Here is a 22747-nt window from a genome sequence, read left to right as displayed (position 1 = left end):
CTTCCGCGGCAGGTTTCGCACGCCCGGCGCGCGGCCTCACTTGATCATATAAGCATATCTTTATATGTCTCCTCGCCACCCCGCCCTCACGGCTGCCCGGAGCATCGCCTTGTCCCGTTCTTCCTTCCTGTTCACCTCGGAAAGCGTCTCCGAGGGCCATCCCGACAAGGTCGCGGATCGCATCTCCGACACGGTCGTGGACCTGTTCCTGTCCAAGGACCCCTATGCCCGCGTGGCGTGCGAGACCCTGACGACGACCAATCTGGTGGTGCTGGCCGGCGAGATCCGGGGCAACGGGATCATGGACACGGCGGGCAACTGGGCCCCGGGCGTCCAGGACGAGATCGAGGCCGCCGTGCGCGCCGCGGTCAGGGACATCGGCTATGAGCAGACCGGCTTCCACTGGAACAAGTTCGAGTTCATCAACCGCCTGCATGGCCAGTCGGCCGACATCGCCGTCGGCGTCGACGCCGCCGGCAACAAGGACGAGGGCGCGGGCGATCAGGGCATCATGTTCGGCTATGCCTCGAACGAGACGCCCGAGCTGATGCCGGCCACGCTGCAGTACAGCCACAACATCCTGAAACGTCTGGCCGAGGTCCGCCACGGCGGCGACACCCGGCTGGAGCCCGACGCCAAGTCGCAGGTCACCATCCAGTACGAGGACGGCAAGCCCGTCCGCGCCACCTCCATCGTCCTGTCGACCCAGCACGCGGCCGGCCTGTCGTCCGAACAGGTCGCCGAGATCGTCAAGCCCCATATCCTGGCGGTCCTGCCCGAAGGCTTCACCGACACCAGCACCGTCTGGCATATCAATCCGACCGGCATCTTCGAGATCGGCGGACCCGATGGCGACGCGGGCGTGACCGGCCGCAAGATCATCGTCGACACCTATGGCGGCGCGGCCCCGCACGGCGGCGGCGCCTTTTCGGGCAAGGACCCGACCAAGGTCGACCGGTCGGCCGCCTATGCCTGCCGCTACCTGGCCAAGAACGTCGTGGCGGCAGGTCTGGCCGACCGCTGCACCATCCAGATCTCCTATGCCATCGGCGTGGCCAAGCCCCAGTCGATTCACGTCGACCTGCACGGCACCGGCAAGGGTTCGGTCACCGAGGGCGTCCTCGAGGACAAGATCCTGGGCCTGATCGGCGGGGCTACGCCCCGCGCGATCCGCGAGCACCTGGGCCTGAACAAGCCGATCTACGCCCGCACCTCGGCCTATGGCCATTTCGGCCGCACACCCGATGCGGACGGCGGCTTCAGCTGGGAAAAGACGGATCTGGTCGATCAGCTGAAGGCCCTGGGCTGATCGTTCCTGACCGGCGTTGGGCGAACGCTTGACGCCGCAGGGAGCAGTGCGTCATGTCGCGCCCGGTTGCGGCCGTCCGCAAGTATAGGAATTTGCCCATGAAGACCATGTTTCTGAGCGCTCTCGGCCTTCTGGCCGCTCTGGGGATGGCCGCTCCGGCCGCAGCCCAGGCCGACGGCGATTACTACACATTCGATCTGGTCAACCAGAGCGACTATACGATCCTGACCTTCAAGACCCGCAAGCCGCCAAGAGGCACCTACAGCAATGATTGGATGCCGACGCGCGTCCTGGCACCGGGCGATGACATCGCGATGCGGTTCTTCGATTCCGAGGATGCGTGCCTCTACGACGTCGAGATCACCTTCAATGACGGCGACACCTGGGAAGAACGTCTGGACTTCTGCGACCTGGAATATGTGGTCGTGACCAACGAAGGCATCTCGGGCACCAACGGCGACTGAACCGGTCCGCCGTTCGGGACCCGCTGACGGTTCCTGACAAGGCCCGCCGACGTCGATCGAGACTCTTGACGGAACGCCCCGGCCAGCGCCTTTGTGCGGCTGATCCGGGGGGACCTCCGTCCGGGCAGGGGAGTTTGACTATGAAAAAGATGATCGGCGCGGCCGTCTGCGCTCTGATGATGATGGCCGCCGGCGGCTCGGCCATGGCCCAGGACGGTGACGAGGACGACTATACCTTCACCCTCTACAACAACTCGTCCTCGACGATCCTGACCTTCCATCTGTCCGCCACGGACGACGACAGCTGGCATGAGGACCTGATCCCGAACAACGTCATCGAGAGCGGCGACGAGTTGCACATGACATTCGACCCGAATGAAGAAGATTGTGAATACGACACCGCCGTGACCCTGTCCGACGGGTCCGAGTTCGCCGATGTCATCGACTACTGCGGCATCGACGGCGTCGCCGTGGATGACGACGGCATCCGCGCCTACTGATACGTCACGGCCCGGCCCTGTCGCGCGACAGGGCCGGGTTGCTCTTCTTTCCGGCGCGATCAGGCTCTAGACAGCCCCGATGCCCGCCTCGCGCCCCCGATCCAAACCGTCCGAACCCCGCAGCCCCGATGCGCCCCTGCGCTCGTTCGGCCGCATCAAGTCGCGCGCGGTCAAGCCGCGACAGGCCGCCCTTTTCGACACCCTGATGCCGCTGATCCGCCTGCCCGATCCCTCGGCCGGGCCCATCGATGTCGCGTCCCTGATGCCTGGGGCCACCGGCACCTGGCTCGAGATCGGTTTCGGCGGCGGCGAACACCTGGCGGCCCAGGCCGCGGCGCATCCTGAGATCCTGATGATCGGCTGCGAGCCCTTCATCAATGGTGTGGCCTCGGCGCTGCGGCATGTCGAGGACGGCTGTCTGACGAACGTCCGCCTGCACGACGACGACGCCCGCGCGGTGGTCGAGGCCCTGCCGGACGCCTCGCTGGACCGGATCATGATCCTGTTCCCGGACCCCTGGCACAAGGCGCGTCATAACAAACGCCGCCTGATCCAGCCCGCCTTCGCACGTGATCTGGCGCGGGTGCTGAAGCCCGGCGGACGGCTGCGGTTCGTGACAGACTGGAAGGACTATGCCGGCTGGGCGCTGGAACGGTTCCGGGCGACGCCGGGCCTGGTCTGGCTGGCCGACGAGGCGTCGGACTGGCGCATTGCCCCGGCCGATCACGTCGTGACGCGCTATGAGGAAAAACGCCTCGGTGACACCGACCCGATCTTCCTTGAGTTCGAAAAGACCTGAGGCCTGACGCAACGCGCTCAAGCAGCGAGGCTGTGCGAGTCGAGCGTTAGCGCGCCGCGACAGCGGCCAGGCATTTACGCCTGCCTGAATCCCAGCACGTCCTGCATGTCGTAGAGGCCCGGGCGGCGGGCCCGCACCCAGGCGGCGGCAGCGACCGCGCCCTTGGCGAAAAGGGACCGATCGATGGCCGAATGGCTGAGGGTCAGGACCTCGTCCTCCGAGGCGAACAGCACCGTATGTTCACCGACAATGCCGCCTGCGCGGATGGACGAAAAGCCGATCCGGCCCGTCTCGCGGGCCTTGCCGACGCCGTCATGGGGCGGGCTGCGAAGGTCGCCCAGATCGCGGCCCCGGCCGTTGGCGGCGGCCTCTCCCAGCATCAGGGCCGTGCCGGAGGGCGCATCGATCTTGCGGCGATGATGCGCTTCGGAGATTTCGATGTCCCAGTCGCGCGCATCGAGTCGCAGCGCGGCGTGCTCCACCAGGCCGATCAGGATATTGACGCCAAGCGAGAAATTTCCGCTGCGCACGATGGCGATGCGGTCCGCCGCCGTCGCCAGCGCCGCATCCTGCTCGGGCGAAAAACCTGTGGAGCCGATCACCAGGGCCGGCCCACCGGTCAGGGCACAGGCAGCGGCCAGGGCCACGGAGGCATCGGCCGTCGAAAAATCGATGACGACATCGCAGCGCGACAGGTCGGGCGTCTCGCCCCGGTCGAACCGCGCGGCCACCATCACATCGCTGCGCGCATCGAGCGCCAGATCGACGGCGCGTCCCATCTTGCCCCGCGCGCCGGAGATTCCGACGTGAAACAACTCGCTCACCGGACGGCCGTCACTGGACATTTTCGCGCGACGTCCGGGCGTCCTCGGCCCCGAGGATATCGGCCCAGAAGCGTTTGGCCTTGCCCGCGAAGGAGGAGTTCCTCGGGTTCTGGCTGTCCCCGAAGGAGGCCGCCAGTTCCTGCATCAACTCCTTCTGGCGCGGCGTCAGGTCGGTCGGGGTCTCGACGAACAGCTCGACCACCAGGTCGCCGCGCTGGCGACCGTTCAGGTGGGGCATGCCCTTGCCGCGGATGCGGATCGTCTTGCCCGTCTGGGCACCGGCCGGCACGGTGACCGGAGCCTTGCACTGGCCGTCGCAGGCTTCCGACATCAGACAGGGGGCCTCGATCTCGCCGCCCAGGGCCGCAACCGTCATTGGCACCGGAACGGTCACCAGCAGATCCAGATTATCCCGCTCGAACAGGTCGTGCGGCGTCACAGAGAGAAAGACGTACAGATCGCCGCGCGGTCCGCCGCGCGTCCCTGCGTCGCCTTCACCCGACAGGCGGATGCGCGAGCCGTCGTCGACCCCGGCCGGCACCTTCAGCGCCAGTTTTCGGGTCTTCCGGACCTGGCCATGACCCTGGCAGGTCGTGCAGGGGTCCACGTTCTGGCCCGAGCCGCCGCAACCGGGACAGGTCCGCTCGACCTGGAAGAATCCGTTCGCCTGACGCACGCGGCCCGCCCCGCCACAGGTGGAGCAGGTCCTGGGCTTGGTGCCCGGCCTGGCTCCGGAGCCCTCGCAGGTTTCGCAAGCGGCCGTCGTCGGCACCGCGATCTCCACATCGGCCCCCTGATAGGCCTGCTCCAGGGTGATCTCGAGGTCGTAGCGCAGATCCGAGCCCCGCCGGGGACCATTCGACGGACGCCGCCCGCCGAACACATCGCCAAAGGCGTCGCCGAAGACCTGGGAGAAGATATCGTTGACGTCGTGGAAGCCCTGCTGACCCCCGCCTCCACCACCGTTGACGCCCGCATGGCCGAACCGGTCATAGGCGGCGCGCTTCTGGTCGTCCGACAGCACCGTATAGGCCTCGGAGATTTCCTTGAACCGGGCCATCGAGTCATCCGAGCCGCCATTGCGATCGGGATGGTGCTCCATCGCCAGCTTGCGATAGGCCGATTTCAGGCCGGCGGCGTCGATCCCCCGATCGACCCCCAGCACCTCGTAATAATCACGCGCCATGCGCAGACGTCCTCAAGCCAGCTCCGGACATTCCGTTCACGTCTCTATCGGCGCAAGCGGAACAGCGACCCAGGGATGACATGGGCGCCGGGTGGGCGGATGCAAGTTTCATGAAAGACACGATCCCCGCCCGCGACCGGCAGGCGGGGACCCTGCATGCGCCCTAGGCGCTCTTCTTCTGGTCGTCGTCGCCCGAGACTTCCTCGAACTCCGCATCGACCACGCCGTCATCGGCCGTGGCGTCGTCACCGCCGGAGCCCGCGTTTTGGGCGTACATTGCCTCGCCCAGCTTCATCGACGCCTGGACCAGGGTGTTGGTCTTCGTGCGGATGTCTTCCGGGTCGGTGCCGTCGCGGGCCGCCTTCAGCTCGGTCAGGCCGGTCTCGATGGCCGACTTCTCGTCCGCGCCGACCTTGTCGCCGTGTTCGGCCAGGGCCTTTTCGGTCGAGTGGATCAGGCTGTCGGCCGCATTCTGGGCCTCCACCAGGTCCTTCTTCGCCTTGTCTGCCGAGGCATTGGCCTCGGCTTCCTTGACCATCTTGTCGATGTCGGCGTCCGACAGGCCGCCGTTCGCCTGGATGCGGATCGACTGTTCCTTGTTCGTCGCCTTGTCCTTGGCCGAGACGTTGACGATGCCGTTGGCGTCGATGTCGAAGGCCACCTCGATCTGCGGCATCCCGCGCGGCGAGGGCGGAATGCCCATCAGGTCGAACTGGCCCAGCATCTTGTTGTCGGCCGCCATCGGACGCTCGCCCTGGAAGACCCGGATGGTCACGGCCGACTGGTTGTCGTCGGCGGTGGAGAACACCTGGCTCTTCTTGGTCGGGATCGTCGTATTGCGCTCGATCAACGGGGTGAACACGCCGCCCAGGGTCTCGATGCCGAGAGTCAGGGGCGTCACGTCCAGCAGCAGCACGTCCTTGACGTCGCCCTGCAGAACGCCGGCCTGAACCGCGGCGCCCAGCGCCACGACCTCATCGGGGTTCACGCCCTTGTGCGGTTCCTTGCCGAAGAAGGCCTTCACGGCCTCCTGAACCTTGGGCATGCGGGTCATGCCGCCGACCAGAACCACTTCGTCGATGTCCGCCGCCTTCAGGCCGGCGTCTGCCAGAGCCTTCTTGCAGGGCTCGATCGTCCGCTGGATCAGGTCGTCGACCAGGGCTTCCAGCTTGGCGCGCGTCAGCTTGATGTTCAGGTGCAACGGACCCGAGGCGTTCATGGTGATGAACGGCAGATTGACCTCGTACTGGGTCGTCGAGGACAGCTCCTTCTTGGCCTTTTCCGCCTCTTCGCGCAGGCGCTGCAGGGCCAGCTTGTCCTGGCGCAGATCGACGCCCTGTTCCTTCTTGAACTCGTCGGCCAGATAGTCGGCCAGGCGCACGTCGAAGTCCTCGCCGCCCAGGAAGGTGTCGCCGTTGGTCGACTTCACCTCGAACACCCCGTCGCCGATCTCCAGGATCGAGACGTCGAAGGTGCCGCCGCCCAGGTCATAGACCGCGATCTTCTGGCCGTCGTTCTTGTCGAGGCCATAGGCCAGGGCCGCCGCGGTCGGCTCGTTGATGATGCGCAGGACTTCCAGGCCCGCGATCTTGCCGGCGTCCTTGGTCGCCTGGCGCTGGCTGTCATTGAAATAGGCGGGCACGGTGATGACGGCCTGGGTGACCTTTTCGCCCAGATAGGCCTCGGCGGCCTCCTTCATCTTGGTCAGGGTGAAGGCCGAGATCTGCTGCGGGGAATAGTCCTTGCCGTTGGCGCGCACCCAGGCGTCGCCGTTCGGACCCTTGACGATCTCATAGGGCACCATGCCCTTGTCCTTGGCCACGACGGGGTCGTCGAAATTGCGGCCGATCAGGCGCTTGATGGCGAAGAAGGTATTGGCGGGGTTGGTCACCGCCTGACGGCGCGCGGGCTGTCCCACCAAGGTGTCGCCGCCGTCCTGGATCGCGACCACCGACGGGGTGGTGCGGTTGCCCTCGGCGTTCTCGATGACCTTGGGGTTCTTGCCGTCCATGACGGCCACGCACGAATTGGTCGTGCCGAGGTCGATACCGATAATCTTGGCCATGAGCCTTATGTCTCTCCGTCTGGCGGGCGATGCGGCGGCCTTCTGGAGCCAAGCGCCGCGCGTGACCGCCCCCGTTTTGTTTGCGTCGCCCGGCTGCGAGGCCGGATCGACAGGTGGGTTCGTTTCCCGTGAAACCCCACAGTTGGCGGGGTCTCTCGGGCTGGTCGGGATATGGGAAAGTCGCCATGCCCTGCAAGGCCTTGATGCGAATCATCCCGACGCGATCACAGAGTCAGGTCGCATCAGGTGCATTCGGCGGGCAGGAACGGCACAATGGCAACCGATCGTGGGCTGAATGCCCCCCCGATCGATCTTCAGGACGCCCGCATGCCCAAGACATTACCGTCCGCGACGCGAAGGGCGAACCTGATGGCCGTCGTTCTGGTCGGGAGCCTTGCCCTCGGGATCGGGGTCGACGCCGTCGCCGCCACGGAGCCCGTCTCGCGTACGGAGGCTCCGGCCCTGGCCCGTCCCGTCGTCCAGCAATCCCGGGACAGCTATAACCGCGAGATCCGGGTCCATAACCAGACCGGCTGGACCATGACCTATTTCTACGCCGCCAGTTCCGGCACGGATGGCTGGGGCGACGACCTTCTGGGTTCCGCCACCCTGTCACCCGGCGACAGTGTGGTTGTGACGGTGGACGACGGCTCGGGGGCCTGCCGCTATGATTTCTGGGCCGAGTTCGACAATGGCGAATCCCTGCGCCGTAGCGGAATCAACGTCTGCCAGATCGCGGACTACTATTTCACGCGCTGACGCGCCGGACAGAAGCGCCTTTGCACCGGAATGCACCCAGGCAGCAGGCGACCGCGCCGCGCGCCTCTAGACAGCCTCTCCCCGCAGCAATCGGGGCAGATCGCCGGTCGCGCCGCCCGCTTCGCCCATGAAGGCCTTGCGCAGCGGGCCGATGCGGTTGACCGCCGCCATGCCGAGGTCGCGTGCCAGGCGGATGGGCGCGATGTCGTTGGAGAACAGCCGGACGAAGGCATCGAACCCGGCGGCCAGGGCCATGATGTCGAACCGGCGCCAGCGGGCGTAGCGGTCCAGCACGGTTTCCGACCCGATATCCTCGCCCAGCCGCAGGGCCTCGATCAGCACCTCGGCCAGGGCGGCGGCGTCTTTCAGCCCCATGTTCAGCCCCTGGCCCGCCACCGGGTGAACTCCATGGGCCGCATCGCCGATCAGGGCCGTGCGGGGCGCGGTGAGGCGTGTCGCCAGTTCCAGCGCCAGCGGATAGACGAACCGCGGCCCTTCGGGCGTCGCCGTTCCCACGAACTCGCCGAACCGCCGCATCAGATGTGACTGGAAGGCCTCGTCCGAAGCGTCCCGCAGGGCCTCGGCCGCGCGTGTCGTCTCGGTCCAGACCAGGCTGGCCCGCCGGTCGGTCAGCGGCAGGATGGCGAACGGGCCGTGCGGCAGGAAATATTCGTGGGCGACATTGCCGTGGTCCCGGTCAAGCCGGACCGTGGCGACCACCCCCGACTGGCCATAGCGCCAGCCCACGGTTTCGATGCCGGCGGCGGACCGCACCAGCGATCCCCGGCCCTCGGCCCCGATCACCAGCGGGGCGGTCAGAGCCGTGCCATCCGCCAGCGTCACCGTCGCGCGGGACGGGGAGGTCTCGACCGCCACCACCGAGGCCGGGGCCATCAGGTCGATGTCCGATGCGGCGATCAGCCCGGCCAGGGCGGCCCGGATCTGGCGGTTCTCGACCAGATACCCCAGCGGCTCACCGCCGGTCGCATCCCCGACCTCCGCGGCATCGAAGCGCAGAAAGGCCGGCGAGGCGGCCTTCGAGGCGGCCCCGGGCCTGCGCCCGTCTGTCACCAGAATGTGGTCCATCCGGCAGGCGTGGGGACGCAGGCGCTCGCCCAGGCCCAGCACGTCCAGCATCCGGAAGGTGGACCAGGCGATGGCCGTGGACCGACCGTCGAAGGTCGGGGCCAGCTGGGCCGAAAACGGCTGGGGATCGATCAGGGCGACCCTGAGCCCGCCTTGCGCAGCCGCCAGGGCAAAGGTCGCACCCGCCAGGCCCGCGCCTGCGATGATGACGTCGTGGGTATGGGGTCCGTTCATGGCCGTCTTGTCGCCCCGTCGATCCGGTCCGTCCAGTGTCGGGGGCGTCGCACGGCCGTCAGGGCTGAAGACGGTAGCCGCCGGCGTCCGTCAGCAGCAACCGCGCCTGACCCGGCTCAGGCTCGATCTTCTGGCGCAGGCGATAGATGTGGGTTTCCAGCGTGTGGGTGGTGACGCCGGCGTTGTAGCCCCAGACCTCGGTCAGCAGCTCCTCTCGCGAGACCGCCTTGGTGCCCGCGCGATAGAGGTATTTCAGGATATTGGTCTCTTTTTCCGTCAGCCGGACCTTCTTGCCCCGGGCGTCCAGCAGCATCTTGACCGCTGGCCGGAATTCATAGGGGCCGATCTGGAAGACGGCGTCCTCGGACTGTTCGTGACTGCGCAGATGGGCGCGGATGCGGGCCAGCAGCACGGCGAACCGGAAGGGCTTGGTGACATAGTCGTTGGCCCCCGAGTCCAGGCCCAGCACCGTGTCGGCATCGGAATCCTGGGCTGTCAGCATGATGACGGGGGTGGAGACGCCGTCCTTGCGCAACAAGCGGCACGCCTCGCGGCCGTCCATATCGGGCAGATCGACGTCCAGCAGGATCAGGTCGGCGCGGATCTCGCGACCCAGACGCACGCCCTCGGTGGCGGTGGAGGCCTGGACGGTCTTGAACTCCTCGTGCAGCGCCAGCTGCTCGGCGAGCGCCTCGCGCAGGTCGTCGTCGTCGTCGATGATGAGCAGGGTCTTGGCTGTCGGCATCTGTCTAGAATGGCGAGGCTGAAGGCAAACGCCAAGACGGCGCCGGAAATTGGTGCGAAATCAGGAACTGGAGGGCATCTGCGCCGGTTTTCGTTCCCCGAACAGCGCCGATCCGATCCGGACATGGGTCGCGCCCAGCCGGATCGCAGCCTCGTAATCGCCGCTCATCCCCATCGACAGGACGTCCAGTCCGTTCCGTTCGGCGATTTTTTTCAGCAGGGCGAAATGCAGGATGGGCTCCTCGTCGGTCGGCGGAATGGCCATCAGCCCCTCGACTGTCAGCCCCTGGGCCCGCGCCAGGGCGATCAGGGCATCGGCCTGCCGCGGCGCGACCCCGGCCTTCTGCGGCTCCTCGCCGGTATTGACCTGGACCAGCAGGCGCGGCGACCGTCCGGCCCTGGATGCCGCCGAGACCAGGGCCCCGACCAGCTTTTCGCGGTCCAGCGTCTCGATCACGTCGAACAGGGCCACGGCATCCTCGGCCTTGTTGGATTGCAAAGGCCCGATCAGGCGCAGTTCCAGGTCAGGCAGGCCTGCGCGCCGGTCCAGCCAGCGCCCCTGGGCCTCCTGCACCCGGTTCTCGCCAAACACGCGCAGTCCGGCCGCCAGGGCCGCGTCGATGGCCTCGGGGGGCTGGGTCTTGGACACGGCGGTCAGGGTGACCGTGCTCGGGTCACGGCCGGCCGCCGTGGCCGCCGCCGTCATCCGGTTCCGGACGGCCGCCAGCCGTCCCGTGAAGCCGGGATCGCTGGACGCGGGGGCGGAAGCGGGCATAGAGGCGGTCATGACTGAGCCGGTAATGATGGGCACGGCGGCCACGCGACTGTGGGCCAGCGCCCTGGCCTTAGCCCGTGCGGCCGCCGCTGTCAGGGGGGGCGCGCCGTCGCGGGTGCCGCCCCTGCTGTTCTTCACCGATCCCGGGCGGACGCCCAGGCCGTGGGAGATCGTCGCGCGGATGCCGGCAGGGTCGGGCGTCGTATACCGGTCCTTCGGCGCGAACGATGCCCGGGAGACGGCCGACCGGCTTCGGGCCGTGACGGCAGACCGCGGCATCGCCCTGCTGATCGGCATGGACAGCGCCCTGGCCGAGGCCGTCGGCGCGGACGGGCTTCATCTGCCCGAACGGGCGCTATCGGCGGCCTATGGGCTGTCGGGACGGCGACCGGACTGGATCCTGACCGGCGCGGTCCATTCGGTCGAAGGGGCCCGGGCGGCACGGGATCTCGATGCGGTCGTCCTGTCTCCCATCTATCCGGCGGGCGGGGCCTCCTCCGCCAGGGCCGCCCTTGGCGTCCGGGCGCTGGCCGACGTGGCGGCGAACAGGCCGGTCATCGCGCTGGGCGGCATCACGGCCGACAATGTGGCGAATCTGGTGCGAACGGGCGCAATGGGGCTGGCGGCCGTCTCCAGCATCGCCGAAGCCTTCGCTGTCTAGAAGCGGAACAGGGTCTCGAGGCGCACGCGCGGCTGGGCGCGGCGATCGGTTTCGGCCGGGCGCGCCGGATCCTGCTCGGCCGGGGCCAGACCGGCGGCGGCACCGACGCGAAGCGATGGCGACAGCCGGTAATAGGCCCCCGCCTCCACATCGCCCCAGCGGGTTTCGCGGCCGACGGGCTGGTTCAGATTGAAATCCAGACCCCAGCGGCCATTCGCATTCCAGCGCAGGCCACGGCGCGGCGTCGACGGGGCGACACTGTTGCGGGCCGCACTGGCTTCGGACAGGCTGACGGCTGGGGCGCGCGAGCGCGACTGCGCAGCCGCCTCGCCCGCGACGCCAGACAGGGCGGCGGTGACGAACAGTCCGGCGATGATGACGCGAAGCCGCATTTCCAACCCTTGAATCCGGCGTTTTTTCGCCGGACCTGTTTCCTGAACCGGCGTTTTCGCCGTGAACCGTCCGATTAGACACCGGTGGTCCGCCCGGTCAACGGAACCCGACCGAACGATCCCGGTTCCAGCGACTCTGGGCTCCCCCTGTGGCGCAAGCGTCACGGGAATGCGGCAAGAAGGCGTTCGCCCGCATGGCGAGCGGACGGCATCGGACGCCCTCGGGACGACCGGAACGCCATTGCCTTGTCATCGCCCCTTTTCAGCGTGTTATAGAGCCTTGCTTCGCCGCGCGCCCTCGAAGGGGCCGTCGACGCGCCCGTGTCCTCGAGGAGGCCATGGGTCGATCCTGGGATGGAGACAAGACGAATGGCGTTTGTTCGCGGCAAGACGGTCGTAGCGGCCACGGCTCTGGCCCTCGGCGGTCTGGTTCTGGCGGGTTGCGGCAGCCTGCCCTTCGTCGGCGATCGCCCGACTCCCCGGGCCAACGCCCAGCAGGGAATCGGCGTCAACGGCTATCTGTGGCGCGCCACCCTGGACACGCTCAGCTTCATGCCCCTGCTGACCGCCGACCCGTGGGGTGGCGTTGTCAATTACGACTGGTACATCAACCCCCAGACCCCGAACGAGCGGTTCAAGGCCACGGTCTTCATCCTCGACACCCGTCTGCGCGCCGATGCCCTCAACGTCACCGTGACCAAGGAGGTCAAGGACGCCTCGGGGGCCTGGACCGGTGCGCCGGTCGCCGCCCAGACCGAGGCCGATCTGGAAAACGCGATCCTGACCAAGGCGCGCCAGCTGAACCTGTCCAACGCGGGCTAGACCTCGTCTCCTCCCCATTCGCCTCTTGGCGAAAGGGAAGGTGGATGCGAGCCTCCTGGCGAGCAGACGGAGGGGTTCTTGACGCCCCATGACCGAGTCCGCTTCAAGAGCCCCTCCGTCTCGTCGGCTTTCGCCGCCGATCCACCTCCCCGTCGCCACAGGGGCGACAGGGAGGAGACTCGACAAGGAATCCCGTGTCCGCCTCTCCGACCCGCTACGACCCAAAGACCGCCGAACCCCGCCAGCAGGCCCGCTGGTCGGAGACGAACGCCTTCGTTACCCGCGATACGGGCCGTCCGAAATACTATGTCCTTGAAATGTTTCCCTATCCGTCGGGGAACATCCACATGGGACACGCCCGCAACTATGTGATGGGTGACGTGGTGGCGCGTCACAAGCGGGCCCAGGGCTATGACGTCCTGCACCCGATGGGCTGGGACGCCTTTGGTCTGCCGGCCGAGAACGCCGCCATGGAGCGTGGCATCCACCCCGGCGCATGGACCTATTCCAACATCGCCTCCATGCGCGACCAGCTGAAACTGCTGGGTCTGTCGCTGGACTGGTCGAGGGAGTTCGCCACCTGCGATCCCACCTACTATGGCCGACAGCAGGCCTGGTTCCTGGAACTGTTCAGGCGCGGCCTGGTCTATCGCAAGGACTCGGTCGTCAACTGGGATCCGGTCGACAACACCGTCCTGGCCAATGAACAGGTCGTGGACGGTCGCGGCTGGCGCTCCGGAGCCGTGGTCGAGAAGCGCAAGCTGAACCAGTGGTTCCTGCGCATCACCGACTATGCCGACGACCTGATCGAGGGCCTCAAGGACCTGGAGCGCTGGCCCGACAAGGTCCGGCTGATGCAGGAGAACTGGATTGGCAAGAGCCGCGGAGCCACCGTCTGGTGGGACATCGCCGAGGTTCCGGGGTTCCTGCCCGCCGCACCGGACGGCCAGCCCAGCCACGACCGCGACCCGGTGGAGGTCTATACCACCCGGCCCGATACCCTGTTCGGGGCCAGCTTCCTGGCCCTGGCCCCCGACCATCCCCTGACGAAGGCCATCGGCGAACACCGGCAGGACGTCGCCGCCTTCGTCAAGGCCTGCGCCCGGACCGGTACCAGCGAGGCCGATATCGAGAAGGCTGAAAAGCTGGGCATCGACCTGGGCCTGCGCGTCCGTCACCCGTTCGATCCCGGGCGCACCGTGCCGGTCTGGGCGGCGAATTTCGTCCTGTCGACCTATGGATCGGGCGCCATCTTCGGCTGCCCCGGCCATGACCAGCGCGACCTGGATTTCGCCCGCAAATACGACCTGCCGGTCGTGCCCGTGGTCCGTCCCGACGGGGCGGAGGACATCGAGATCGGCACCGAGGCCTATGTCGGTCCGGGCACGATCTTCAATTCGGACTTCCTGGACGGCCTGTCGGTCGAGGCGGCCAAGGTTGAGGCGATTCGCCGCCTGGAGGCGTCCGATCACGGCAAGGGCACCACCATCTATCGCCTGCGCGACTGGGGTGTGTCGCGCCAGCGCTACTGGGGCTGCCCCATCCCCATCGTCCATTGCGCCGCCTGCGGCGTGGTCGAGGTTCCGGCCGATCAGCTGCCCGTCGTCCTGCCCGACGACGTGACCTTCGACGTCCCCGGCAATCCGCTGGACCGCCATCCGACCTGGAAACACGTCAAATGTCCGTCCTGTGGAGCCGATGCGACGCGCGAGACCGACACGCTCGATACCTTCGTCGATTCCAGCTGGTATTTCGCCCGCTTCACCGATCCGACGGCGGCCGAGCCGATCAACAAGGCCGCCGCCGACCGCTGGCTGGCCGTCGACCAGTATATCGGCGGGGTCGAGCACGCGGTCCTGCACCTGCTGTACGCCCGATTCATCACCCGTGCCCTGTCCGACGCCGGCATGCTGGCGGTGAAGGAGCCCTTCGCCGGCCTGTTCACGCAAGGGATGGTGGTCCACGAGACCTATCGGCGGGCCGACGGGGCCTGGGTCGAGCCGACCGACGTCGATCTGGCCAATACCGCCGGGGTCCGCAGCGCCCGCCAGCTGTCCACCGGCGAGACCCTGGTCATCGGCGACATCGAGAAGATGTCGAAGTCCAAGAAGAACGTCGTCGCGCCGCAGGAAATCCTCGACTCGCACGGCGTGGACGCCGGCCGCCTGTTCGTCCTGTCCGACAGCCCGCCCGAACGCGACGTCCAGTGGACCCCCGGCGGCGTCGAGGGCGCCAGCCGCTTCGTCCAGCGCGTCTGGACCCTGTTCGACAGCTTCGACGCCACGGCAGCCGGCGACCTGGCCCAGGATGCGGCCCTGCTGAAGGAAACCCACAAGGCCATCAAGGCGGTGTCCGAAGGGGTCGAGGGCTTCCGCTTCAACTCGGCCATCGCCAAGCTCTACGCCTTCGTCGCCACCCTGCGCGACCATGACACTGCCTCCGGCCCCGCCCGGCGCGAGGCCCTGTCGGCCCTCGCCCGCCTGATCGCCCCCTTCACCCCCCACGTGGCCGAGGAAGGCTGGACCCGGCTGGGTGAGGCGGGACTGGTCCTGGACGCGCCCTGGCCGGTCTTCGATCCGGCGCTGGCGGCCGACGACGAGGTGATCCTGCCGATCCAGATCAATGGCAAGCGGCGGGGCGAGATCACCATGCCGCGCGGGGCGGATGCGAAGGCCGTCGAGGCCGAGGCGCTCGCCAATCCCGGCGTTCAGGCCTATCTGGAGAGCCAGGGCCAATCCATCCGCAAGGTGATCGTCGTGCCGGACCGCATCGTCAATCTGGTGGCCGGCTAGATGTCGGTTCGGGGCCTTGCAGCCCTGGGTGCCGCCGCCGGGCTTCTGGCCGGGTGCGGCTTCACACCGCTGTATGGCACCACCGGCGCCTCCGGGTCGCTGTCGCGGATCACCGTGACGACCCAGGACGATCGTCTCGGCTATCGGCTGCGCGAACAGCTGGAGGACGCCCTGGGCCGGGATCGTGCCACCGCCCCGCTCTATCGGCTTGAAACCACCGTCGAGCAGAGCCGCCGCCCGCTGGGGCGCCGGATCGACGATACGGCCACCCGCTACCAGCTGACGGTGCGCGGGACCTGGACCCTGACCCCGACTTCGGGTGGAACGCCCCTGTCCGGCAGCCAGACCGTGACCACCACCTATGCCGCCGCCGACCAGCCCTATGCCGCCATCGCGGCCCAGCAGGACGGCGAGGACCGCGCGGCCGCCGAACTGGCCCGGATGATCCGTCTGGACCTGATGCGGGCCCTGGCCGAGTGATCCTGGCCAAACGGCCCGAGGTGGACCGCTTCCTGTCGCGGCCCGACGCCGGGATCCGCGCCGCCGTCATCCACGGCAAGGACCGGTCCGGCGTCGCCGAACGCGCCGAGATGCTGTGCAGGGCCATCACCCCCGACCTGAACGACCCCTTCAACGTCACGGTCCTGACCGACAGCGACATCGACGGCGACGAGGCCCGGCTGGAGGAAGCCCTGACGGCCCTCAGCATGATCGGCGGGCGACGGCTGGTCCGCGTGCGGCTGGGGGCCGACAAGGCCTCGATCGACCGGATGCTGGCGACGACGCTGAAGACCCACGGCGACGGCGGCTACAATCCCGATGCCATGCTGGTCATCGAGGCCGGGGCACTCGGACGCGACTCCGCCCTGCGCAAGGCCGCCGAAACGGGCAAGGCCTCGGTCGGGATCGCCTGCTACGAGGACGAGGCCGGCGACATCGCCCGGATGACGCGGGAGGCCCTGGCCGCCGACAAGGTCGGTCTGACCTCCGACGCCCTCGCCGCCTTCGTCGCCCGCCTGCCGAAAGAGCGGGGCCTGATGCGTCAGGAGATCGAGCGTCTGGCCCTCTATATCGGCCCGGGGTCAGGCCGCACGATCGACGTGGAGGAGCTGGAGGCGCATCTCGGCGTCGAGGCGGACGCGTCTCTGGCCGATGCGGCGCTTCAGGCCTTCGGCGGCAGACCCGCCCCGGCCCAGGGCGGGCTGCGCCGCGCCCTGGCAGAAGGCGAGAGTCCGGTCATGGCGGTTCGCTCTGCCTCGATCCACCTCGGAAAGCTTCGCCGGATCAACGTGTTGCAGCTTTCCGGAGCCGGGGCCAAGGAGGCGGCCAAGGCAGCGGGCGTGTTCTGGAAGCAGGAAGCCGAAATGCTGCGTCAGGCGCGCGCCTGGCGTCTGGAGGAGCTCGACGTCGTCCAGGACAGCGTCAACACCGCCGACGTCGCCACAAAAACGACCGGCATGCCAGAACACCTGATCGCGGAGCGGCTGCTGCTGGAAATCGCGGCGCGCGCCCGGCGGCTGGGGCTGTAGACGACCTCAACCCCGTTTCGACGCCTTGCGGAAGGCGGGTTTGGCCAGAGCGACATTTTTGGCGGCCACGGCACGTTCTTCGGACTTGCCGCCGGACATGCCGGCGTGGGCCGGGGCATTGGCTTTCTTGGCGGCCAGGACGCGTTTCAGGGCTTCGGATGCGGTTTCGGGCGTGTCGGTCATCACGAGACCCTAGCACACAACCTGGATCAGGCCTTCATCAACCGGCGGCACAGGTCGTCGAGCTGTTCCAGACTGGCGTAGGACAGGGTGAGCTCACCCCGGCCGCCGCGGTCCGCCAGTGCCACCTTCAGACCCAGGGCATCGGCCAGATCCTGTTGCAGCGCCGCCGTGTCGGCCGAGGCCAGGCCCGTTCTGGCACCGCCCGCCCCCGCCTTGGCCTTTGCAGGCCCCTGGGCCGCGCGTCTGGCAAGGGCCTCGGTCTGACGCACATTGAGGCCGTCGCGCTCGACCTGGGCAGCCAGGGCACCGGGATCGGGTGCCGTGATCAGGGCCCGGGCATGGCCGGCGCTCAGCTTTCCGTGCCGCACGAACCACAGCACCTCCTCGGGCAGCTGGAGCAGGCGCAGGGTGTTGGCCACATGACTGCGGCTCTTGCCCACGATCCCGGCCACGGCGTCCTGCGTTCGCCCGAACCGCTCCATCAGCATGCGATAGGCGTCGGCCTCCTCCAGCGGATTGAGATCCGCGCGCTGGACGTTCTCGATGATCGCGACCTCGAAGACCTCGACGTCGTCCATCTCCCGCACGACGATCGGCACCTCGGTCAGACGCGCCGCCTGCGAAGCCCGCCAGCGCCGCTCGCCGGCGATGATCTGCCAGACCCCGTCCTCGCCCGGCTGGGTCCGGACGAGAATCGGCTGCAGCACACCCTTGTCGCGGATCGAGGCGGCCAGTTCTTCCAGATCGGACTGGGTAAAAATCTTGCGGGGCTGATCGGGATTGGGTTTGAGGCTCTCGATCGGCGCCATCTGCACGCCACCGGGCACCGGCTGGCCACCGGTCACGGGCACGGGGGTTTCGGCGACGGGCTCTCCCAGCAGCGCCGACAGACCGCGACCGAGACCTCTTTGACGTTCAGACAAGGTATTGATTCCGTTTCGTTATCAAGCGGCAGCGAGGGATTTCAGACGACGCCGCTCGCGGCCGACCACTTCCTTGGCCAGACGCAGATAGGCCTGGCTGCCGGAGCATTTGAGATCATAGATCAGGACGGGCTTGCCGAACGAAGGCGCCTCGGAGACCCGGACGTTTCGGGGAATCACCGCCTCATAGACCTTGTCGCCGAAATGGGCCCGCACGTCTGCCGCGACCTGCCCCGACAGGGCATTGCGGCGGTCGTACATGGTCAGGACCAGACCCTGGATCTCCAGCGAGGGGTTCAGGGATTGTCGCACCATGTCGATGGTCTTCATCAACTGCGTCAGCCCTTCCAGGGCGAAGAACTCGCACTGCAGCGGCACCAGCACACCGTCGGCTGCCGACATGGCATTGAGCGTGAGCAGGTTCAGCGATGGTGGGCAGTCGATCAGGACATAGTCATACCCGGCGCTACCGGCCTCCCCCTGCCGCGCCAGCGCGTCGCGCAGCCGATAGGAACGCCTGTCTGCCTGACTGAGCTCGATCTCGACGCCCGACATATCGGCATCGGCCGGGATGATGTGCAGGCCGGGAACCGTGGTCGGTACGGCCGCGTCATGGACCGAACGCCCATCGACGATGACATCGTAGATGGTGATCCGCCGTGCTTCACGTGGAACGCCCAGACCCGTGGAGGCGTTGCCCTGCGGGTCCATATCGACGATCAGCACCTTCTCGCCGATCGCGGCCAGGGCCGTGCCGAGGTTGATCGCAGTGGTGGTCTTGCCGACCCCGCCCTTCTGGTTCGAGACGGCGAGGACGCGGGCGGTCTTGGTCATGCTAGCCACGGCGTTTGGCGCTCCGGACGGTCACGATGCGCCCGCGCGGGTCGCTGCGCGAGACAGTGAGATCGGCCTCCACTTGCCAGACCTTGGACGCCTCCTGCAACTCGAGCTCTGCCTTCTCTCCCTTGAGAAACAGACCTTGTGCACCGCGAGACAGACAGGGCTGTGCATAACCCAGAAGCTTCTCCATCGGGGCCACGGCGCGCGCCGTCACGATGTCGACCTTCAGCGCCTGGTGCTCGGCCCGACCCCAGATAACGGTCGCCGGAAGCGCAAGTTCGTCGACGACCGTCTGCAGGAAGCGGCAGCGTTTCTGCAGGGAATCGATCAGCCAAACGTGCGATCCCGGACGCCCCTTGGCCAGCACGGCCAGCACGACACCCGGAAACCCGGCCCCCGCCCCCAGATCCGCCCAGGTCTTGCCGAATCCGGCCAGATCGATCAGCTGGGCTGAATCCCACGCATGGCGGTTCCAGAAGTCCGGCAGGCTGTCGGGCCCGACCAGATTCATGACCGCGTTCGCCTCGGTCAGCATGATGCGGAACCGCTCGAGGTCGGCCATCCGCTCCGGCCAGGCCCCGGTCAGCCGCTGAAACTCGTCCGCGGTCATCAGGCCGCGACCGCCGCCCGTTTCACATGCGACAGCAGGGCCGTCAGGGCGCCCGGTGTGACGCCCTCGATCCGCCCGGCCTGGCCCAGGGTCCGGGGCTGGACCATCGACAGCTTCTCGCGCACCTCGTTCGACAGCCCGCCGATCGCCGCATAGTCCAGATTGGTCGGCAGGGTCAGCGCCTCCTCCCGGCGCAGGGCCTCGGCATCGGCCGCCTGGCGATCCAGATATCCGGCATAGCCCGCATCGATCTCCACCTGCTCACGGATGGCCGACGGCCAGGACTGGATCACCGGATAGGCCACCTCGAACTGCGCCAGGCTGACACCCGGATAGGCCAGCAGATCGCGCATCGAGCGGCGCTGGCCGTCGGCATTGACCGCGATCCCCAGACCCTGGGCCTCGTTCGGCGTGAACCGGGTGTCCCGAACCATGGCCGTCGCGATCGCGAGCACGGCGGCCTTCGCCTCGAACGCCGACTGGCGCGGGCTCGACACCATCCCGGCCGCAATGCCGATGGGCGTTAACCGTTGATCCGCATTGTCGGCGCGCAGCGTCAACCTGTATTCGGCCCGGCTGGTGAACATCCGGTAGGGCTCGGTCACACCCCGTGTGACCAGATCATCGATCATCACCCCGATATAGGCCTGGTCCCGCCCCAGCACGATCGCCCCGGATCCAGCCGCCGCCCGCGCCGCGTTCAGGCCCGCGATCAACCCTTGAGCGCCGGCCTCTTCATACCCGGTCGTACCGTTGATCTGACCGGCCAGAAACAGGCCCGGCCGACGCTTCACCTCCAGCGCCGGGGTCAGTTCGCGCGGATCAACATAGTCGTATTCGATCGCATAGCCGAACCGGAACACCTCGACGGTTTCAAGCCCGGGCATCGTACGCAGGAAGGCCATCTGGGTCTCGGGCGAGACCGACGTCGAAATGCCGTTCGGATAGACCGTCGGATCGTCCAGCCCCTCCGGCTCCAGAAAGACCTGATGGGAGGTCTTGTCGGCGAACCGCACGACCTTGTCCTCGATCGAGGGACAATAGCGCGGGCCCCGTCCGGTCAGATGACCGCCATAGACGGCGCTTTCACCCAGGTTGGCGGCGATGATGGCGTGGGTATCTTCGGTGGTCTGGGTGATGCCGCAGGCAATCTGGGGCACCGTGATCCGGTCGGTCAGGAAGCTGAAGGGGACCGGCTCCGCGTCGGCCGCCTGCATCTCCAGCCTGTCCCAGCCGATGGTGCGGCCGTCCAGACGAGCGGGCGTGCCGGTCTTCAGCCGACCCATCTTCAGGCCCGCGCCATACAAATCCCGGGCGAGGCCGGTCGAGGGGGCCTCGCCATGCCGGCCGGCGGGCGTTCGTACATCGCCCTGATGGATGACCCCGTTCAGGAAGGTACCTGTCGTCAGAACGACAGCCCCGGCGCGCAGGGCCACGCCCTCGCCCGTCGTCACGCCCACCACGCGGTCGTTGTCCAGAATCAGCGCCTCGGCCGTCCCTGCCATCCGGGTGAGATTCGGTGTCGATGCGAGTTCGGCCTGCATGGCCTCGCGGTACAAACGGCGGTCGATCTGGCTGCGAGGTCCGCGCACGGCCGCACCTTTCGACCGGTTCAGCATGCGGAACTGGATGCCGGACACATCGGCCAAGCGTCCCATCAGACCGTCAAGGGCATCGATCTCGCGCACCAGATGGCCCTTGCCCAGGCCACCGATGGCCGGGTTGCAGCTCATCTCGCCGATGGTTTCCAGCGTCTGGGTCAGCAGCAGGGTGCGCGCGCCCGTCCGGGCCGAGGCGGCCGCGGCCTCGCAGCCGGCATGGCCGCCGCCGATCACGATGACGTCGAAGGCAGTGGGGGAACTCATGAGCGGGCACATAGGCGAAACCACAGCCGAGCGCCACTCTCACCGCTGTTTCACGTGAAACAAAGGGGCGACCGACCCGAGCTATTTGCCGATACAGAAGGTGGAGAAGACTTCGCCGAGGATGTCCTCGACCCCGATATCGCCGGTGACCCTCGCGAGCGCCTCCGCAGCCCGGCGAAGATCGTCTCCGGCCAGTTCCGGAGCATCGATCAGCCGCATCCGCCCGACCTGTATCGCTTCCAGCGCCTCCGTCAGTCGTCGGCGATGCCGTTCCCGCGTGACCGCGGGGAAATCGGAACCCGACAGATCCTGCTCGAGCCGGCTTCGGATCGCATCCCGGAGACCGACCAGTCCCTCCCCTGTGGTGGCGCTGACCACGAACCCGGGGCTGGAGGGATCGGCCGTCCGCAGGTCGGCCTTGGTCCAGACGACGAGGTCGTCGCTCCGAACGAAGGTCGCCGCATCGCCCTCTGCATCGCCGGGCCCCCGCGCCCAGAGCCGAAGGTCTGCAGCCTCGGCCCGCGCCCGCGCGCGACGGACGCCCTCGGCCTCGACCGGATCGTCGCTCTCACGAAGCCCGGCGGTGTCCGACAGGGTCACGGCATAGCCGCCGATGACGATGTCGGCATCCAGCACGTCCCGCGTGGTCCCGGCGATGGGCGTGACGATCGCGGCCTCGCGCGCGACCAGGGCATTGAACAGGGCGGACTTGCCGGCATTGGTCTCGCCGATCAGGACGATGCGATAGCCCTCGCGCACCCGCCGCCCCCGATCGGCATCGGCCAGGGCAGCGGTCAGATCCTCGATCAGCCCGTCCAATACCGGCCCGGCCGTCCGTGCCAGATGATCGGGCACGTCCTCGTCGGGAAAGTCGATCTCCGCCTCGACCAGGGCCAGGGCCTTCAGAAGATCGCGCCGGAACCCGGCATAGGTCTGCGACAGCGCGCCTTCCAGCTGACCCAGGGCCTGGGCTGCCTGGGCCGTCGTTTCGGCGTCGATCAGGTCGGCGACGGCTTCGGCCTGGGCCAGGTCCATCCGTCCATTCTCAAAGGCGCGACGCGTGAACTCGCCGGGATCGGCGGGACGTACGCCCAGAGCCGTCAACGCTATGGTCGCCGCCTCGACCACGGCGCGGCCGCCGTGCAGATGCAGTTCGGCGCAATCCTCTCCGGTGTAGCTATTCGGCGCAGGAAAGCGCAGCACCAGCGCCTGGTCGATGACCTCGGGGCCATGCCGAAGCGTTCGCAGCGATGCGATCCGAGCCGATACGGTTCCCGCCCCAAGGCCGGCCAGCGCGGCATCGGTGCCGGGTCCGGAGAGCCGCAGAATGGCGATCGCCCCCCGGCCGGGCGGCGTCGCCAGGGCGAAGATGGTGTCGGTCAACG

The 22747-nt window shown here is 67.8% G+C and carries 23 protein-coding genes; 10 read left to right on the top strand and 13 right to left on the bottom strand.

The window, feature by feature from the left end; all coding sequences use genetic code 11:
* Positions 1 to 109 precede the first annotated feature (109 nt).
* From metK to trmB, 4 genes are all read left to right on the top strand, one after another.
* Positions 110 to 1309 carry a methionine adenosyltransferase gene (metK, locus tag O3139_RS01625; protein WP_269515158.1) on the top strand — a complete coding sequence of 400 codons (1200 nt, stop codon included), beginning with the start codon at positions 110 to 112 and terminating at the stop codon, positions 1307 to 1309.
* A 98-nt stretch (positions 1310 to 1407) separates the two neighbouring features.
* Positions 1408 to 1773, top strand: coding sequence for a hypothetical protein (locus O3139_RS01620; protein ID WP_269515157.1), 366 nt, complete (start codon positions 1408 to 1410; stop codon positions 1771 to 1773).
* A gap of 140 nt (positions 1774 to 1913) precedes the next feature.
* Complete coding sequence (locus O3139_RS01615; RefSeq protein ID WP_269515156.1) at positions 1914 to 2273, top strand: hypothetical protein; 360 nt, start codon at positions 1914 to 1916, stop codon at positions 2271 to 2273.
* A 79-nt stretch (positions 2274 to 2352) separates the two neighbouring features.
* Complete coding sequence (gene trmB / locus O3139_RS01610) at positions 2353 to 3072, top strand: tRNA (guanosine(46)-N7)-methyltransferase TrmB (protein WP_269515155.1); 720 nt, start codon at positions 2353 to 2355, stop codon at positions 3070 to 3072.
* A 74-nt stretch (positions 3073 to 3146) separates the two neighbouring features.
* On the opposite strand, the gene dapB is transcribed toward trmB, so the two are convergent.
* The 3 genes from dapB to dnaK all read right to left on the bottom strand — a co-directional run bounded on the left by dapB (position 3147) and on the right by dnaK (position 7147).
* Positions 3147 to 3896, bottom strand: a complete 750-nt coding sequence (gene dapB / locus O3139_RS01605) for a 4-hydroxy-tetrahydrodipicolinate reductase (RefSeq protein ID WP_269515154.1) — start codon at positions 3894 to 3896, stop codon at positions 3147 to 3149.
* A gap of 10 nt (positions 3897 to 3906) precedes the next feature.
* Complete coding sequence (gene dnaJ, locus O3139_RS01600) at positions 3907 to 5082, bottom strand: molecular chaperone DnaJ (protein WP_269515153.1); 1176 nt, start codon at positions 5080 to 5082, stop codon at positions 3907 to 3909.
* Positions 5083 to 5245: 163 nt separating this feature from the next.
* Positions 5246 to 7147, bottom strand: coding sequence for a molecular chaperone DnaK (gene dnaK / locus O3139_RS01595; RefSeq protein WP_269515152.1), 1902 nt, complete (start codon positions 7145 to 7147; stop codon positions 5246 to 5248).
* A gap of 369 nt (positions 7148 to 7516) precedes the next feature.
* Between dnaK and O3139_RS01590 the strand changes: the two genes are divergently transcribed.
* Positions 7517 to 7906 carry a hypothetical protein gene (locus tag O3139_RS01590; protein WP_269515151.1) on the top strand — a complete coding sequence of 130 codons (390 nt, stop codon included), beginning with the start codon at positions 7517 to 7519 and terminating at the stop codon, positions 7904 to 7906.
* A 66-nt stretch (positions 7907 to 7972) separates the two neighbouring features.
* On the opposite strand, the gene O3139_RS01585 is transcribed toward O3139_RS01590, so the two are convergent.
* Genes O3139_RS01585 through O3139_RS01575 form a run of 3 tightly spaced genes read right to left on the bottom strand, consistent with a single transcriptional unit; the run spans position 7973 to position 10745 of the window.
* Positions 7973 to 9226, bottom strand: a complete 1254-nt coding sequence (locus O3139_RS01585) for a UbiH/UbiF/VisC/COQ6 family ubiquinone biosynthesis hydroxylase (protein ID WP_269515150.1) — start codon at positions 9224 to 9226, stop codon at positions 7973 to 7975.
* Positions 9227 to 9284: 58 nt separating this feature from the next.
* The gene (locus tag O3139_RS01580) at positions 9285 to 9971 is read right to left on the bottom strand and encodes a response regulator transcription factor (RefSeq protein ID WP_269515149.1); all 687 of its coding nucleotides are present in this window, start codon (positions 9969 to 9971) and stop codon (positions 9285 to 9287) included.
* 60 nt (positions 9972 to 10031) lie between these two features.
* The gene (locus O3139_RS01575; protein WP_269515148.1) at positions 10032 to 10745 is read right to left on the bottom strand and encodes a YggS family pyridoxal phosphate-dependent enzyme; all 714 of its coding nucleotides are present in this window, start codon (positions 10743 to 10745) and stop codon (positions 10032 to 10034) included.
* Positions 10746 to 10755: 10 nt separating this feature from the next.
* Here O3139_RS01575 and O3139_RS01570 point away from each other — a divergent pair, with 10 nt between their 5' ends.
* Entirely contained in the window at positions 10756 to 11406 is a 651-nt protein-coding gene (locus tag O3139_RS01570; RefSeq protein ID WP_269515147.1) for a thiamine phosphate synthase, read from the top strand.
* Here O3139_RS01570 and O3139_RS01565 read toward each other — a convergent pair.
* Positions 11403 to 11798 (bottom strand): NtrZ family periplasmic regulatory protein, encoded by a 396-nt coding sequence (locus tag O3139_RS01565; protein WP_269515146.1) that lies wholly within the window; start codon positions 11796 to 11798, stop codon positions 11403 to 11405. The genes O3139_RS01570 and O3139_RS01565 overlap by 4 nt on opposite strands.
* Before the next feature lie 369 nt (positions 11799 to 12167).
* On the opposite strand from O3139_RS01565, the gene O3139_RS01560 reads away from it, so the two are divergent.
* The 4 genes from O3139_RS01560 to holA all read left to right on the top strand — a co-directional run bounded on the left by O3139_RS01560 (position 12168) and on the right by holA (position 16941).
* Positions 12168 to 12620: a DUF3576 domain-containing protein gene (locus O3139_RS01560; protein WP_269515145.1), complete on the top strand. Its 453-nt coding sequence runs from the start codon at positions 12168 to 12170 to the stop codon at positions 12618 to 12620.
* Between the two features lie 194 nt (positions 12621 to 12814).
* Positions 12815 to 15412, top strand: coding sequence for a leucine--tRNA ligase (leuS, locus tag O3139_RS01555; protein ID WP_269515144.1), 2598 nt, complete (start codon positions 12815 to 12817; stop codon positions 15410 to 15412).
* Complete coding sequence (gene lptE / locus O3139_RS01550; RefSeq protein ID WP_269515143.1) at positions 15413 to 15892, top strand: LPS assembly lipoprotein LptE; 480 nt, start codon at positions 15413 to 15415, stop codon at positions 15890 to 15892.
* Positions 15889 to 16941, top strand: coding sequence for a DNA polymerase III subunit delta (gene holA / locus O3139_RS01545; RefSeq protein WP_269515142.1), 1053 nt, complete (start codon positions 15889 to 15891; stop codon positions 16939 to 16941). Before lptE ends, holA begins: the two co-directional genes overlap by 4 nt.
* 6 nt (positions 16942 to 16947) lie before the next feature.
* Here the strand turns inward: holA and O3139_RS01540 are convergent, their stop codons facing one another.
* The 6 genes from O3139_RS01540 to mnmE form a co-directional block, all read right to left on the bottom strand.
* On the bottom strand, positions 16948 to 17124 hold the full coding sequence (locus O3139_RS01540) for a hypothetical protein (RefSeq protein WP_269515141.1): 177 nt from the start codon (positions 17122 to 17124) through the stop codon (positions 16948 to 16950).
* A gap of 26 nt (positions 17125 to 17150) precedes the next feature.
* The gene (locus tag O3139_RS01535) at positions 17151 to 18047 is read right to left on the bottom strand and encodes a ParB/RepB/Spo0J family partition protein (RefSeq protein WP_269515140.1); all 897 of its coding nucleotides are present in this window, start codon (positions 18045 to 18047) and stop codon (positions 17151 to 17153) included.
* A gap of 21 nt (positions 18048 to 18068) precedes the next feature.
* Entirely contained in the window at positions 18069 to 18881 is an 813-nt protein-coding gene (locus tag O3139_RS01530; protein ID WP_269515139.1) for a ParA family protein, read from the bottom strand.
* 1 nt (position 18882) lies between these two features.
* Positions 18883 to 19497, bottom strand: a complete 615-nt coding sequence (gene rsmG / locus O3139_RS01525) for a 16S rRNA (guanine(527)-N(7))-methyltransferase RsmG (RefSeq protein WP_269515137.1) — start codon at positions 19495 to 19497, stop codon at positions 18883 to 18885.
* Positions 19497 to 21362, bottom strand: coding sequence for a tRNA uridine-5-carboxymethylaminomethyl(34) synthesis enzyme MnmG (gene mnmG / locus O3139_RS01520; RefSeq protein WP_269515136.1), 1866 nt, complete (start codon positions 21360 to 21362; stop codon positions 19497 to 19499). Before mnmG ends, rsmG begins: the two co-directional genes overlap by 1 nt.
* A gap of 81 nt (positions 21363 to 21443) precedes the next feature.
* A complete protein-coding gene (mnmE, locus tag O3139_RS01515) occupies positions 21444 to 22745 on the bottom strand; it encodes a tRNA uridine-5-carboxymethylaminomethyl(34) synthesis GTPase MnmE (protein WP_269515135.1) in 1302 nt (433 codons plus the stop codon).
* Positions 22746 to 22747: the final 2 nt, after the last annotated feature.

Source organism: Brevundimonas subvibrioides (assembly GCF_027271155.1).
Lineage (GTDB): Bacteria > Pseudomonadota > Alphaproteobacteria > Caulobacterales > Caulobacteraceae > Brevundimonas > Brevundimonas subvibrioides_D.
Note: the sequence above shows the minus strand (reverse complement) of the source record. Positions and strands in the feature narration are given on the sequence as shown.